The sequence below is a fragment of the Pseudomonas sp. LH21 genome, from assembly GCF_036549575.1.
Lineage (GTDB): Bacteria > Pseudomonadota > Gammaproteobacteria > Pseudomonadales > Pseudomonadaceae > Aquipseudomonas > Aquipseudomonas peradeniyensis.
The window spans coordinates 5,798,413-5,815,580 of the sequence record NZ_CP144367.1 but is presented as its reverse complement, the minus strand read 5'-3'; the positions used below and the strand labels follow the sequence as shown (position 1 = coordinate 5,815,580).

The 17,168-nt window shown below is 62.7% G+C and carries 1 protein-coding gene; it reads right to left on the bottom strand.

The annotated features are described in order from the left end of the window. Positions 1 to 23: 23 nt before the first annotated feature. Complete coding sequence (locus VUG52_RS26390; protein ID WP_331832270.1) at positions 24 to 16,919, bottom strand: immunoglobulin-like domain-containing protein; 16,896 nt, start codon at positions 16,917 to 16,919, stop codon at positions 24 to 26. Positions 16,920 to 17,168 lie beyond the last annotated feature (249 nt).

Sequence of the window (17,168 nt, the reverse complement as noted above, 5' to 3'; positions counted from 1 at the left end):
GGGCCGAGGTCGGGGGTGAGAGATCAGCTGTTGGAGTTGTCGATCTTGATGGTCGGGTCGGCACCGCTGATCAACGAGTTGATCGTGGTGTTGGACCAGTTCACGCCCTCGAGCTTGATGGTTACGTCGGCGTTGGCCAGGCCACCGGCGGCGTTGAGCTTGCCTTCGGTACTGACCTGCAGGGTCGACTCGCCATTGACCGTGGTGATCTTCAGGAAGTTGTCGATGGTGCTGGCCTTCTCGCCCTGGAGCAGGTCGCTCAGGTCGAGGCGGTCACCCTCGCTGGCCTTGAAGTCCTTGATCACGTCCTTGCCCAGGTCGCCGGCCTTCCACACGAAGGTGTCGGCGCCGCTGCCACCGGTCATGATGTCGTCACCCTTGCCGCCGATGAGGATGTCATTGCCGGCACCGCCGAACAGGATGTCGTTGCCTTCGCCGCCGAGCAAGGTGTCGTTGCCGGTGCCACCGAGCAGGATGTCGTTGCCCTTGCCGCCGTCGATGTAGTCGTTGCCACCCTGGCCGAAGATGATGTCGTTGCCGTTGCCGCCCAGCAGGGTATCGGCGCCGTCGTTGCTGCGCGAGACATCGAACTCGGCGTAGTTCTCGGTGATGTACTTGTGCATCGCCCGTGCGTCCACGCTGCCCGCGTCGACGCCCAGCTTGTCGGCGACATAGCCGCGGATCGCCTCGACACCGGTGCCGGCAACACCGTCGAAGACCATCAGGTCGCCGAAGATGATGTCGTTGCCGTCGCCGCCGTTGACCGTGTCGTTGCCCGGCTGGGTGACTTCGGTATGGCCGAGGATGGCCTCGGCCAGCTTGCTCGGGTCGATGTTGGTCTGTGGCTTGCCGTCGGTGTCGTACGGCTTCAGGTCGTTGGTGTTGACGCCGTTGTTGAGGCCGATGGCCTCGACTTCGGACAGGCCGGAGAGCAGCTTGAAGCTGTCCTGCGAGTTATTCACGGTCGCGTTGTCGGTGTAGCTGCCGTAACCATTACGCGAAGAGAGTTCGTAGCCACCGTTACCTTCGGCGCGGACATCGCCGGAGGTCGTCACGTTCCAGCGACCGCTCCAGCTGTTGTAGGTCTGCACGCTCAACGAACCGTTGCTGTCGATGGATAGATAGTTGGTATTGTCCAGATACTTGCCGACCGTAGTGCCAGGCTTCCAGTTGATCGAAGTCAAGTAGCTGTCCAGGGTGATGCTGGTGTTGCCCAGGGTCGGGTTGCCCTGCTCGCCGCTCTGGTAGTAGGTCGGCTTGCCATCGGTGATGAAGAACGTCTGGTTGCTGCCGGTATTGCCACCATTCTTGAGGTTCTGGAACCAGTTGGCGGTGGTCTTGAAGGCGTCCTCGTAGTTGGTGCCGCCGTCTGCCCGCAGGTTGTTCAGGGCGTTGAGCAAGGTTTGCAGGCCTGCATCGTTCAGGGTCACCGCAACGCTGCTCTTGACCTGGGTGGCGAAGTCCACCAGCAGGATATTCACGGTACCCGACTGGTCACCCTTGACGCTGGCGGCCAGGGTCTTGAACACCGACTCCAGGGACTTCTTCGCCGCATCCACGCCGGACGAGCCCATGCTGCCCGAGGTGTCGACGATGAAGGCGAGGTTGTAGTCCTGGCCCGGTACCACGTGCAGGCCGGTGACGTCAGCCACCACCACATCGTTGCCGTCGGTGCCGGTGATGTTGTCGCTGTCCGAGGACAGGTTGCTGGTGGTGTAGGACTGCGGGTAGACCGTGACCTTGATGGTGCCTTCGCTGGTCGCGGTGCTGCCGCCGACGCTCTCGGTGGAGGTCGAGCTGACCTTCACGTCGAACTGGCCGGCGTAGTAGGCCGGTGGCTTGATGGTCAGGCCGCCCAGGTTCCAGCCGGTGACGTCCACCGCGTCCTTGCCGACGGTGATGGTGTGGCCGGCGTTGTCGGCCAGCACCGAGCCTGCCGGGATGCCGCTGAGCTTGACGCTCAGGGACTCGGAGCCATCAGTGTCGGTCAGGTTGGTGCTGATGCCCACCAGCTTGACCGGGGCGCCGTTCTCGCCGCCTTCGTTGAGCTTGTAGCCGTCGTAGTAGCCCTGGTTGTTGCTGCCGTGCAGGTCGCCGACGGTCACGCCGGCGTTGGTCAGGTCCTTGACGCTCGGGTACATCGGGATGTTCGAGCTGTTGAGGTCGGTGACTGCGCCATTGCCCACCTTGATGTTGACGTCCAGGCTGCCGGGGCCAGCCTGGTTGGCGTTGTAGATCTCCAGGGTGTAGTAGCCGCTGGTGGTCGGGGTGAAGCTGCCGGAGATGGCGCCGCTGCCCGAGCCCCAGGTGCCGCTGGCGACGTTCTTGCCACCGACGACGATCTGCAGGCTGTCGTCGGCGGTGCCGCTGAACGCATAGGTCTTGCCGGCTTCCAGGTAGATCAGGCCGGAGGTCTTCGAGCCTGTGCCAGGCGACACGGTGGCGACCGTGTCGACGCCGGTGACGGTCTCGCTCTTGCTGGCATTGCCGGAGTTGGCGAAGACGTTCTTCAGCGCATCGCCGGTGATGCCGTTGCCGCCGTTGCCCAGGCCCGTGAGGCTGTTCCAGGTTTCCTTGAGCAGGCCGATGGAGTTGACGTTGTTGTTGCCGATGTTCAGGTCAGGCTTGTCGGCCACAGGCGCGATATCGACCTTCATGGTCACTTCGCTACCGGCGTTGGTGCCGTCGTTGGGCTTGTACTTGATCTGCGCGTAGTCGGCCTGCTTGTTGCCCACGCCGCTGCCGCCATAGCCGTCGACGCCCGACTGGTTGGCGAGTGGCACGAACTTGAGCTTGCCGGCGGCGATGTCGGCCTGGCTGATGTTCTGGTTCAGCGACACATCGACCCACGAGGTGCCGTTGAAGAACTTCAGGTTGCCCAGGTCCGGCAGCTTGCTGATGGTCACCGACAGGCCGGTGTTGCCATCGGCGTCGCTGACGTTGAAGTCGCCCCACTTGAACACGTAGTCGGTGTCTTCGCTGCCGGTCACGGCGCCACCGGTCGACACCGGCGCGTGGTCGTTGTCGATGATGGTGGTGGTGACGCTGGACTTGCCGGCGTCGACCTGCAGGTTCTCGAAGCCGCCGCCGGTGGCGCCGGTGATCTTGACCGTGAAGTTCTCCGAACCCTCGACCAGCTTGTCGTCGATGGTCTTGATGTCGAAGGTGGTGCCGCTGCTGCCCGCCGGGATCTTCACGGTGACCACACCGGTGAAGTCCTGGCCGTCGGTGGCGGTGCCGCTGTAGGTCAGGGTGATGGTCACCTCGGACTTCGACGGGTTGCTCAGGGTCAGGTTGTAGTGGGCGGTATCGCCTTCGGTCACCGAGGTGTCGCCGCTGATGCCGACGGTGGTCAGGTCGCCCTGGCCGCTCGGCTCGTCGGTGACGCTGGTGGTGACGGTGTTGCTGCCCAGGGTCAGCTTCTCGAAGTTGTCGCCACCGGCGACCGATTCGATCTTGTTGACGATGTTCGGCTGGCCACCGAGGTACGGGTCGTCCTTGGCGGTGATGGTGAAGGTGCCGCTGGCGCTGCCGGCCGGAATGCTGACCTTGGTGCCATCGGTCAGGGTGAAGGTCAGGCCGTTGTGGCCAGTGACCGACAGGCCCTGGGCGTTGGTCAGGGTCACGGTGTAGGTGATCTGGCCGCCTTCGCTGACGGTGGTCTTGTCGGCGGAAAGGGTGGCCACGACTTCACTGATGGTGTCGGTGATCTGCACGGTGGCGTTGCCGCCCAGCTCGAGGTTCTCGAAGGTCTTGCCGGTGACCGTGGCATCGGTGATGCCGACGGTCAGCGAGCTGCCATCCTTGAACACGTCGTCGCCTTGGGCGGCGGCCTTGTACTCGACCTGGGTCTGGCCAGCCGGAATGATTACCTTGGCACCGTTGCTCAGGGTCACGGTCAGGTCCTGGTCGAGCTTCTGGCTGACCTTGACGGTGAACGATGGCTGCTGGTCTTCGGTAACGTTGCCGTTGCCGACGATGGTGACCGAGACCTTGTCGCCCTGGTTGTCGGTGCCCGGGGTGCCTGATCCTGGCTCGTCAGTGACGGTAGTCTTCACTTCGTTCTGGCCCAGGGTCAGTTTTTCGAAGTTGTCGCCGCCAGTGACGCTGGTGATCTTGTTGCTGATGGTCGGCTGGCCACCGACGAACACGTCGTCCGCAGCGGTGATGGTGAAGGTGCCGCTGGCGCTGCCGGCCGGGATGCTGACCTTGGTGCCGTCGGTCAGGGTGAAGGTCAGGCCGTTGTGGCCGGTGACCGACAGGCCCTGGGCGTTGGTCAGGGTTACGGTGTAGGTGATCTGGCCGCCCTCGGCAACGGTGGTCTTGTCGGCAGACAAGGTGGCCACGACTTCGCTGATGGTGTCGGTGATCTGCACGGTGGCGTTGCCGCCGAGTTCGAGGTTCTCGAAGGTCTTGCCGGTGACTGTGGCGTCGGTGACACCTACGGTCAGCGAGCTGCCGTCCTTGAACACGTCGTCGCCTTGGGCGGCGGCCTTGTACTCGACCTGGGTCTGGCCGGCCGGAATGACTACCTTGGCGCCATTGCTAAGGGTGACGGTCAGGTCCTGGTCGAGCTTCTGGCTGACCTTGACGGTGAACGACGGCTGCTGGGCTTCGTTGACATCGCCATTGCCGACGATGGTGACCGAGACCTTGTCGCCCTGGTTGCCGGTACCTGGGGTGCCCGAGCCCGGTTCATCGGTCACCGTGGTGGTCAGGGTATTGCTGCCGAGCGTCAGCTTCTCGAAGTTGCCGCCACCGGTGACGGACTCGATCTTGTTGACGATGCTCGGCTGGCCGCCGACGAATACGTCGTCCTTGGCGGTGATGGTCACGGTGCCGCTGGCGCTGCCCGCCGGGATGGTGACCTTGGTGCCGTCGGACAGGGTGAAGGTCAGGCCGTTGTGGCCGGTGACCGACAGGCCCTGGGCGTTGGTCAGGGTCACGGTGTAGGTGAACTGGCCACCCTCGGCAACCGTGGTCTTGTCGGCGGACAGGGTCGCGACGACTTCGCTGATGGTGTCGGTGATCTGCACGGTGGCCGAACCGCCGAGCTCGAGGTTCTCGAAGGTCTTGCCGACCACGCTGGCATCGGTGATGCCGACGGTGAGCGGGCCGCCATCCTTGAACACGTCGTCGCCCTGGACCGGCGCCTTGTACTCGACCTGGGTCTGGCCAGCCGGGATGATTACCTTGGCGCCATTGCTCAGGGTCACGGTCAGGTCCTGGTCGAGCTTCTGGCTGACCTTGACGGTGAACGACGGCTGCTGGGCTTCGTTGACATCGCCATTGCCGACGATGGTGACCGAGACCTTGTCGCCCTGGTTGTCGGTGCCTGGAGTGCCCGAGCCCGGTTCGTCGGTGACCGAGGTTTTCACTTCGTTCTGACCCAGGGTCAGTTTCTCGAAGTTGTCGGCACCGGTGACGCCGGTGATCTTGTTGCTGATGGTGGCCTGGCCGCCGACGAACACATCGTCCGGCGCGTTGATGGTGGCGGTACCAGTGGCGCTGCCGGCCGGGATGGTGACCTTGGTGCCGTCGGACAGGGTGAAGGTCAGGCCGTTATGACCGGTGACCGACAAGCCCTGGGCGTTGGTCAGGGTCACGGTGTAGGTGACCTGGCCACCTTCGGTGACGGTGGTCTTGTCGGCGGACAAGGTGGCGACCACTTCACTGATGGTATCGGTGATCTGCACGGTGGCGTTGCCGCCCAGCTCGAGGTTCTCGAAGATCTTGCCGGTGACAGCGGCATCGGTGATGCCGACGGTCAGCGAGCTGCCATCCTTGAACACGTCATCGCCTTGGGCGGCGGCCTTGTACTCGACCTGGGTCTGGCCAGCGGGAATGATCACCTTGGCGCCATTGCTCAGGGTCACGGTCAGGTCCTGGTCGAGCTTCTGGCTGACCTTGACGGTGAACGACGGCTGTTGGTCTTCGGTAACGTTGCCGTTGCCGACGATGGTGACCGAGACCTTGTCGCCCTGGTTGCCGGTGCCCGGTGTGCCTGATCCTGGCTCGTCAGTGACGGTAGTCTTCACTTCGTTCTGACCCAGGGTCAGTTTCTCGAAGTTGTCGGCACCGGTGACACCGGTGATCTTGTTGCTGATGGTCGGCTGTCCGCCGACGAACACGTCGTCCGCAGCGGTGATGGTGAAGGTACCGCTGGCGCTACCGGCCGGGATGGTGACCTTGGTGCCATCGGTCAGGGTGAAGGTCAGGCCGTTGTGGCCGGTGACCGACAGGCCCTGGGCGTTGGTCAGGGTCACGGTGTAGGTGATCTGGCCGCCCTCGGAAACGGTGGTCTTGTCGGCGGACAAGGTGGCCACGACTTCACTGATGGTGTCGGTGATTTGCACGGTGGCGTTGCCACCCAGCTCGAGGTTCTCGAAGGTATGGCCCGGAACCGTGGCATCGGTGATACCGACGGTCAGCGAGCTGCCGTCCTTGAACACGTCGTCGCCCTGTGCGGCGGCCTTGTACTCGGCCTGGGTCTGACCGGCCGGGATCACCACCTTGTCGCCGTTGGACAGGGTGACGGTCAGGTCGTAGCCAAGCTTCTGGCTGACCTTGACGGTGAACGACGGCTGCTGGGCTTCGTTGACATCGCCGTTGCCGACGATGGTGACGGACACCTTGTCGCCCTGGTTGTCGGTGCCTGGAGTTCCGGTGCCCGGCTCGTCGGTCACGGAAGTCTGCACTTCGTTCTGACCCAGGGTCAGTTTCTCGAAGTTGTCGGCACCGGTGACGCCGGTGATCTTGTTGCTGATGGTGGCCTGGCCGCCGACGAAGACGTCGTCAGGCGCCGTGATGCTGGCGTTACCGCTGGCGCTGCCGGCCGGGATGGTGACCTTGGTGCCGTCGCTGAGGGTAAAGGTCAGGCCGTTGTGGCCGGTGACCGACAGGCCCTGGGTGTTGGTCAGGGTCACGGTGTAGGTGATCTGGCCGCCTTCGGACACGGTGGTCTTGTCGGCGGACAGGGTGGCGACCACTTCACTGATGGTATCGGTGATCTGCACGGTGGCGTTGCCACCCAGCTCGAGGTTCTCGAAGGCCTTGCCGGTGACAGCGGCATCGGTGATGCCCACGGTCAGCGAGCTGCCATCCTTGAACACGTCGTCGCCCTGGGCTGCGGCTTTGTACTCGACCTGGGTCTGGCCGGCCGGGATCACCACCTTGTCGCCATTGCTCAGGGTGACGGTCAGGTCCTGGCCGAGCTTCTGGCTGACCTTGACGGTGAACGACGGCTGCTGGTCTTCGGTGACATTGCCGTTGCCGACGATGGTGACCGAGACCTTGTCGCCCTGGTTGTCGGTGCCTGGCGTGCCAGTGCCTGGCTCATCAGTCACACTCGTGGTGACGGTGTTGTCACCCAGCGTGAGCTTCTCGAAGTTGTCTGCACCGCTGACACCCTCGATCTTGTTGACGATCGAAGGCTGGCCGCCGACGAATACATCGTCAGGGGCGGTGATGGTGAAGGTGCCGCTGGCGCTGCCGGCTGGAATGGTGACCTTGGTGCCGTCGGTCAAGGTGAAGGTCAGGCCATTGTGGCCAGTGACCGACAGGCCTTGGGCGTTGGTCAGGGTCACGGTGTAGGTGATCTGGCCGCCTTCGGTGACGGTGGTCTTGTCGGCGGTGAGGGTGGCGACCACTTCGCTGACAGTGTCGGTGATCTGCACCGAGGCATTGCCGCCCAGTTCAAGATTTTCGAAGGCCTTGCCATCGACAGCGGCATCGGTGATGCCGACGGTCAGGGTATCGCCGTCCTTGAAGACGTCGTCGCCTTGGGCTTTCGCCTTGTACTCGGCCTCGGTCTGACCGGCTGGAATGACGACTTTGTCGCCATTCGACAGGGTCACGGTCAGGTCGTGGTCCAGCTTCTGGCTGACCTTGACGGTGAAGGCCGGCTGCTGGTCTTCGGTGACATCGCCCTTGCCGACGATGGTGACGGTGACCTTGTCGCCCTGGTTATCGGTACCCGGAGTGCCGGTGCCCGGTTCGTCAGTGACGGAGGTCTTCACTTCGTCCTGACCCAGGGTCAGTTTTTCGAAGTTGTCAGCACCGGTGACACCTTCCAGCTTGTTGGTGATGGTCGGTTGACCACCAACGAACACGTCGTCCGGAGCGGTGATGGTGAAGGTGCCGCTGGCGCTACCGGCTGGAATGGTGACCTTGGTGCCGTCGGTCAGGGTGAAGGTCAGGCCGTTATGGCCGTTGACCGGCAGACCTTGGGCGTTGGTCAGGGTCACGGTATAGGTGATCTGGCCGCCTTCGGTGACGGTGGTCTTGTCGGCGGTCAGGGTGGCGACCACTTCGCTGACAGTGTCGGTGATCTGCACCGAGGCGTTGCCACCCAGCTCCAGGTTCTCGAAGGCTTTGCCATCAACGGCAGCATCGGTGATGCCGACGGTCAGGGTGTCACCGTCTTTGAAGACGTCATCACCTTGGGCCTTTGCTTTGTACTCGGCTTCAGTCTGACCGGCCGGAATGACGACTTTGTCGCCGTTCGACAGGGTCACGGTCAGGTCGTGGTCCAGCTTCTGGCTGACCTTGACGGTGAAGGCCGGCTGCTGGTCTTCGGTGACATCGCCTTTGCCGACGATGGTGACGGTGACCTTGTCGCCCTGGTTGTCGGTGCCAGGAGTACCAGTGCCCGGTTCGTCAGTGACGGAGGTCTTCACTTCGTCCTGACCCAGGGTCAGTTTTTCGAAGTTGTCGGCACCGGTCACGCCTTCCAGCTTGTTGGTGATGGTCGGTTGACCACCAACGAACACGTCGTCAGGAGCCGTAATGGTGAAGGTACCGCTGGCGCTGCCCGCTGGAATGGCGACCTTGGTGCCGTCGGTCAGGGTGAAGGTCAGGCCGTTATGGCCGTTGACCGGCAGACCTTGGGCATTGGTCAGCGTCACGGTGTAGGTGATCTGGCCGCCTTCGGTGACGGTGGTCTTGTCGGCGGTCAGGGTGGCGACCACTTCGCTGACAGTGTCGGTGATCTGCACCGAGGCGTTGCCGCCCAGTTCCAGATTCTCGAAGGCCTTGCCGTCAACGGCAGCATCGGTGATGCCGACGGTCAGGGTATCGCCGTCCTTGAAGACGTCGTCGCCTTGAGCCTTGGCCTTGTACTCGGCTTCGGTCTGACCAGCAGGGATCACGACCTTGTCGCCATTCGACAGAGTCACGGTCAGGTCATGGTCCAGCTTCTGGCTGACCTTGACGGTGAAGGCTGGCTGCTGGTCTTCGGTGACATCGCCTTTGCCAACGATAGTAACGGTGACCTTGTCGCCCTGGTTGTCGGTACCAGGAGTACCAGTGCCAGGTTCATCAGTCACGGTCGTGGTGACGGTGTTGTCGCCGAGGGTCAGCTTCTCGAAGTTATCGCCACCGGCAACCGATTCGATCTTGTTGACGATGCTCGGCTGGCCACCGACGAATACGTCGTCAGGGGCGGTGATGGTGAAGGTGCCGCTGGCGCTGCCGGCTGGAATGGTGACCTTGGTGCCGTCGGTGAGGGTGAAGGTCAGGCCATTGTGGCCATTGACCGGCAGACCTTGGGCATTGGTCAGCGTCACGGTGTAGGTGATCTGGCCGCCTTCGGTGACGGTGGTCTTATCCGCAGTCAGGGTCGCAACGACCTCGCTGACGGTGTCGGTGATCTGGACGGAGGCGTTGCCGCCCAGTTCCAGGTTTTCGAAGGCCTTGCCATCGACGGCGGCATCGGTGATGCCAACGGTCAAGGTATCGCCGTCCTTGAAGACGTCATCGCCCTGAGCCTTGGCCTTGTACTCGGCTTCGGTCTGGCCGGCCGGAATGACGACCTTGTCGCCGTTGGACAGGGTCACGGTCAGGTCGTGGTCCAGCTTCTGGCTGACCTTGACGGTGAAGGCTGGCTGCTGGTCTTCGGTGACATCGCCTTTGCCCACGATGGTGACGGTGACCTTGTCGCCCTGGTTGTCAGTGCCTGGAGTACCGGTACCCGGCTCGTCAGTCACGTTTGTGGTGACCGAGTTGTCGCCAAGGGTCAGCTTCTCGAAGTTATCGCCACCGGCAACCGATTCGATCTTGTTGACGATGCTCGGCTGGCCGCCCACGAACACATCGTCCGGTGCGGTGATGGTGAAAGTGCCGCTGGCGCTGCCGGCCGGGATGGTGACCTTGGTGCCGTCGGTGAGGGTGAAGGTCAGGCCGTTGTGGCCGTTGACCGGCAGACCCTGGGCGTTGGTCAGGGTCACGGTGTAAGTGATCTGACCGCCTTCGGTGACGGTGGTCTTGTCAGCGGTCAGGGTCGCGACGACTTCACTGACGGTGTCGGTGATCTGCACGGTGGCGTTGCCGCCCAGTTCCAGATTCTCGAAGGTCTTGCCATCAACGACTGCATCAGTGATGCCGACGGTCAGCGAGCTGCCATCCTTGAAGACGTCATCCCCCTGGGCATCCGCCTTGTACTCGATCTGGGTCTGGCCAGCCGGAATCACCACCTTGGCGCCGTTGCTCAAGGTGACGGTCAGGTCCTGTTCCAGCTTCTGGTTGACCTTGACGGTAAAGGACGGTTGCAGGTCTTCGGTGACATCGCCGTTGCTGACAATGGTGACGGACACCTTGTTGCCGGTATCCGGATCATCAGTGACGGTGGTGGTGAGTGTTTCCTTGCCGAGGGTCAGCTTCTCGAAGTTGTCCGCGCCGCTGACACCTTCAAGCTTGTTCACGATCGAGGGCTGGCCGCCGACGAATACGTCGCTCGGGGCGGTGATGGTGAAGGTACCGCTGGCGCTGCCAGCTGGAACGGTGACCTTGGTGCCATCGGTCAGGGTGAAGGTCAGGCCGTTATGGCCGTTGACCGGCAGACCCTGGGCATTGGTCAGCGTCACGGTGTAGGTGATCTGGCCGCCTTCGGTGACGGTGGTCTTGTCGGCGGTGAGGGTTGCGACGACTTCGCTGATGGTGTCGGTGATCTGCACCGAGGCGTTGCCGCCCAGCTCCAGATTCTCGAAGGCCTTGCCATCGACGGCGGCATCGGTGATACCGACGGTCAGGGTGTCGCCGTCCTTGAAGACGTCATCGCCCTGGGCCTTGGCCTTGTACTCGGCTTCGGTCTGGCCGGCCGGGATCACCACCTTGTCGCCATTGGACAGGGTGACGGTCAGGTCATGGTCCAGTTTCTGGCTGACCTTGACGGTGAAGGCCGGCTGCTGGTCTTCGGTGACATCGCCCTTGCCGACGATGGTGACGGTGACCTTGTCGCCCTGGTTGTCGGTACCTGGAGTGCCAGTGCCCGGCTCGTCAGTGACGGAGGTCTTCACTTCGTCCTGACCCAGGGTCAGTTTTTCGAAGTTGTCGGCACCGGTCACGCTTTCCAATTTGTTGGTGATGGTCGGTTGACCACCAACGAACACGTCGTCCGGTGCAGTAATGGTAAAGGTACCGCTGGCGCTACCGGCCGGAATGGTGACCTTGGTGCCATCGGTCAGGGTGAAAGTCAGGCCATTGTGGCCGTTGACCGGCAGACCTTGGGCATTGGTCAGCGTCACGGTGTAGGTGATCTGGCCGCCTTCGGTGACGGTGGTCTTATCCGCAGTCAGGGTCGCAACGACCTCGCTGACGGTGTCGGTGATCTGGACGGAGGCGTTGCCGCCCAGTTCCAGGTTTTCGAAGGCCTTGCCATCGACGGCGGCATCGGTGATGCCGACGGTCAGGGTGTCGCCGTCCTTGAAGACGTCATCGCCCTGGGCCTTGGCCTTGTACTCGGCTTCGGTCTGGCCGGCCGGGATCACCACCTTGTCGCCATTGGACAGGGTGACGGTCAGGTCATGGTCCAGTTTCTGGCTGACCTTGACGGTGAAGGCCGGCTGTTGGTCTTCGGTCACATCGCCCTTGCCGACGATGGTGACGGTGACCTTGTCGCCCTGGTTGTCGGTACCTGGAGTGCCAGTGCCCGGTTCGTCGGTCACGCTCGTGGTGACTGTGTTGTCGCCGAGGGTCAGCTTCTCGAAGTTGTCGCCACCGGCAACCGATTCGATTTTGTTGACGATGCTCGGCTGGCCGCCGACGAATACGTCGTCCGGCGCGGTGATGGTGAAGGTGCCGCTGGCACTGCCCGCGGGGATCGTCACCTTGGTGCCATCGGTCAGGGTGAAGGTCAGGCCATTATGGCCATTGACCGGCAGGCCTTGGGCGTTGGTCAGCGTCACGGTGTAGGTGATCTGGCCGCCTTCGGTGACGGTGGTCTTGTCGGCAGTCAGGGTCGCAACGACCTCGCTGACGGTGTCGGTGATTTGGACGGAGGCATTGCCACCCAGCTCCAGATTCTCGAAGGCCTTGCCATCGACGGCAGCGTCGGTGATGCCAACGGTCAAGGTATCGCCGTCTTTGAAGACGTCATCACCTTGGGCTTTGGCTTTGTACTCGGCTTCGGTCTGACCGGCTGGAATGACGACTTTGTCGCCGTTCGACAGGGTCACGGTCAGGTCATGGTCGAGCTTCTGGCTGACCTTGACGGTGAAGGCCGGCTGCTGGTCTTCGGTGACATCGCCTTTGCCGACGATGGTGACGGTGACCTTATCGCCCTGGTTGTCGGTGCCTGGAGTGCCGGTACCAGGCTCATCGGTCACGGTTGTGGTGATCGTGTTGTCGCCGAGGGTCAGCTTCTCGAAGTTGTCGCCGCCGGCAACCGACTCGATCTTGTTGACGATGCTCGGCTGGCCACCGACGAATACATCGTCCGCAGCGGTTATGGTGAAGGTACCGCTGGTGCTACCGGCCGGAATGGTGACCTTGGTGCCATCGGTCAGGGTGAAGGTCAGGCCGTTGTGGCCGTTGACCGGCAGACCTTGGGCGTTGGTCAGCGTCACGGTGTAGGTGATCTGGCCGCCTTCGGTGACGGTAGTCTTGTCGGCAGTGAGGGTCGCAACGACTTCACTGACGGTGTCGGTGATCTGGACAGAAGCGTTGCCGCCCAGCTCCAGATTCTCGAAGGCCTTGCCGTCAACGGCAGCATCGGTGATGCCGACAGTCAGGGTGTCGCCGTCTTTGAAGACGTCGTCGCCCTGAGCCTTGGCTTTGTACTCGGCTTCGGTCTGACCGGCTGGGATGACCACCTTGTCACCGTTGGAAAGGGTGACAGTCAGGTCGTGGTCGAGCTTCTGGCTGACCTTGACGGTGAAGGCGGGTTGCTGGTCTTCGGTGACATCGCCTTTGCCGACGATGGTAACGGTGACCTTGTCGCCTTGGTTGTCGGTGCCCGGAGTGCCGGTGCCCGGTTCATCAGTGACGGAGGTCTTCACTTCGTCCTGACCCAGGGTCAGTTTTTCGAAGTTGTCGGCGCCGGTGACGCCTTCGATCTTGTTGACGATCGAAGGCTGGCCGCCGACGAATACGTCGTCAGGGGCGGTGATGGTGAAGGTGCCGCTGGCGTTGCCGGCCGGAATGGTGACCTTGGTGCCGTCGGTGAGGGTGAAGGTCAGGCCGTTATGGCCATTCACCGGCAGACCTTGGGCGTTGGTCAGGGTGACGGTGTAGGTGATCTGACCACCTTCGGTGACGGTAGTCTTGTCGGCGGTGAGGGTCGCGACGACTTCACTGACGGTGTCGGTGATCTGCACCGAGGCGTTGCCGCCCAGTTCCAGATTCTCGAAGGACTTGCCATCAACGGCAGCATCGGTGATGCCGACGGTCAGAGTATCGCCGTCCTTGAAGACGTCATCACCTTGAGCCTTGGCCTTGTACTCGGCTTCGGTCTGGCCGGCCGGAATGACGACCTTGTCGCCGTTGGACAGGGTCACGGTCAGGTCGTGGTCCAGCTTCTGGCTGACCTTGACGGTGAAGGCTGGCTGCTGGTCTTCGGTGACATCGCCTTTGCCCACGATGGTGACGGTGACCTTGTCGCCCTGGTTGTCAGTGCCTGGAGTACCGGTACCCGGCTCGTCAGTCACGTTTGTGGTGACCGAGTTGTCGCCAAGGGTCAGCTTCTCGAAGTTATCGCCACCGGCAACCGATTCGATCTTGTTGACGATGCTCGGCTGGCCGCCCACGAACACATCGTCCGGTGCGGTGATGGTGAAAGTGCCGCTGGCGCTGCCGGCTGGGATGGTGACCTTGGTGCCGTCGGTGAGGGTGAAGGTCAGGCCGTTGTGGCCATTCACCGGCAGACCCTGAGCGTTGGTCAGGGTGACGGTGTAGGTGATCTGACCACCTTCGGACACCGTGGTCTTGTCGGCGGTGAGGGTCGCGACGACTTCACTGACGGTGTCGGTGATCTGCACCGAGGCGTTGCCACCCAGCTCCAGATTTTCGAAGGCCTTGCCGTCGACGGTGGCATCGGTGATGCCGACGGTCAAGGTATCGCCGTCTTTGAAGACGTCATCGCCTTGAGCTTTCGCTTTGTACTCGGCTTCGGTCTGACCGGCCGGAATAACGACTTTGTCGCCGTTCGATAGGGTCACGGTCAGGTCATGGTCCAGCTTCTGGCTGACCTTGACGGTGAAGGCTGGCTGTTGGTCTTCGGTGACATCGCCTTTGCCGACGATGGTAACGGTGACTTTGTCGCCCTGGTTGTCGGTACCAGGAGTACCAGTACCCGGTTCATCGGTCACGGTCGTGGTGACGGTGTTGTCGCCGAGGGTCAGCTTCTCGAAGTTATCGCCACCGGCAACCGACTCGATCTTGTTGACGATGCTCGGCTGGCCACCGACGAACACATCGTCCGGAGCTGTAATGGTGAAGGTGCCGCTGGCGCTGCCGGCTGGAATGGTGACCTTGGTGCCGTCGGTCAAGGTGAAGGTCAGGCCATTGTGGCCAGTGACCGACAGGCCTTGGGCGTTGGTCAAGGTCACGGTGTAGGTGATCTGGCCACCTTCGGTGACGGTGGTTTTGTCGGCGGTGAGGGTCGCGATCACTTCACTGACGGTGTCGATGATCTGCACAGTGGCATCGCCACCCAGTTGCAGGTTCTCGAAGGTCTTGCCCGCCACGCTGGCATCGGTCACGCCAAGGGTCACCGAGCTGGCGTCCTTGAACACGTCGTCGCCCTGGGCCGGCAGGCTGTAGGTGGCCTGGGTCTGGCCGGCGCTGATGACCACGGTGGCGCCATTGGACAGGGTCACGGTCAGGTCATGATCGAGCTTCTGGCTGACCGACACGGTGAAGGTCGGCTGTTCGGCCTCGGTGACATTGCCATTGCTGGCGATGCTGACGGTCACCGTGTCGATGCTGTCGCTGATCACGGTCTGGGTCGGCGTGGTGTCGGGCTCCAGCTTCTCGAAGTTGCCGCCGGTGGCTCCGGTGATGCTGGTGCTGACCGTGCTGCCATTGACGAACACATCGTTGGCCGGGGTCTGGAAGTCGACGCTGCCGGTGCTTTCGCCGGCCTTGACGGTGATGGTCTGGCCGTTGGACAGGGTGACGGTGACCGGAGTCTGGGCCGGGTTGGTCAGGGTCACGGTGTAGGTGATCACGCCGCCTTCGGTGACGCTCGGGGTCGCGGTCAGGGTGGCGGTGGTGGTGTCGATCGAGTCGTTGATCAGCGTCTCGGCTGGCGTCGGGTTCGGCTCCAGTTTCTCGAAGTTACCACCCGTTGCCCCCGTGATCGTGGTGCTGACGGTGCTGCCGTTGTTGTAGACGTCATTGGCCGGGGTCTGGAAGTCGACGCTGCCGGACGACTTGCCGGCTTCGATGGTGACGGTCTGGCCATTGGACAGGGTGACGGTGACCGGGGTCTGGGCCGGGTTGGTCAGGGTCACGGTGTAGGTGATCACGCCGCCCTCGGTCACGCTCGGAGTCGCGGTCAGGGTGGCGATGGTGGTGTCGACAGAGTCGTTGATCTTCGTTTCAGCGGGTGCCGGGTTCGGCTCCAGTTTCTCGAAGTTGCCACCCGTTGCCCCCGTGATCGTGGTGCTGACGGTGCTGCCGTTGTTGTAGACGTCATTGGCCGGAGTCTGGAAATCGACGCTGCCGGATGACTTGCCGGCCTCGATGGTGACGGTCTGGCCATTGGACAGGGTGACGGTGACCGGGGTCTGGGCCGGGTTGTTCAAGGTCACGGTGTAGGTGATCACGCCACCTTCGGTCACGCTCGGGGTCGCGGTGAGCGTGGCGGTGGTGGTGTCGATGGTGTCGGTGACCTGGGTCACCGCCGGGGTGGTGCTTGGCGTGACGATCAGGCCGTTACCGCCAGTCGTGCCGGTAATGGTCGCGGAGATCTGGCCGCCATCGATGTAGGGCGTGTCGTTGGCCGGGATGTCGACGTTGACGGTGCCGGTGGTCTGGCCGGCCGGGATCACGATGACGGCGCCGTTGGACAGGGTCACGGTCAGGTTGGTCAGCGGTGGCTGGCCAACGGTGGCGGTATAGACGATGACGCCACCCGCCTCGGTGATCGTGGGGGTGGCGCTCAGGGTCAGCCCTGTCGTGAGCGGGACGTTGGTCGTGTTGGTGCTGGCAGCGTTGCCGTCCAGCCCGCCCAGCTCCTCGACCGCCAGGCCGTTGGCGAAGCCTATCGGGCCGGTGGGGAAGCCGATGCTCGGGTCGACTACCCCGGCGGTCTCCTCGAGCAGGACGAAGCTGTGCCCGCCGCCAACCGAGCCGCCGCCTGCCGCGGCCGGGCCGGCTGCGGTGGCTTCGAGTTCGGTGGTCGGGTCGACACCGGCGGCGATGGCCTGTTGCAGCTCTTCGACCGAGGGCGCGGCTTGCGCGGTGGCCTGGCTCAGGTCAGTGCTGCTGTCGGGCGCGTCGGCGCTCCACTGTGTGTCGCGGCCCAGGTCGAGCACGCGGCCGTCGGCCAGCTCCAGGGTGACCGCGCCGCCCGCGCCGGTGTCTACCTGTTCACCCGCCAGCAGGCGATCGCCTTCGATCAGTACGCGCCGGATGCCTTCTGGGGAAACTGCGATGACTTGGCCAACAATGCTTTTGACGATGGCGACAACAGTGCTCATTGGACTCTCCGGGCTACCTGTTCAGTTGGCTTCCATGCCTGGCCGGCGTTCGAGGGCGGCGACTGATGGAATGTTTCAAATATGTTTTTGACGCTGATTTGCGTCAATTTTACGTCTATAATTTCTGGCTATTAAGTTTATGCCAAACTATTGACCTTCTGGCTGCCATCCTAAACAATCGCCAAGGTAATGTCACATTGATATTTGGCCAGCTAAGCCCTTTCTTTTGTATTAATCGCACTGCCTATT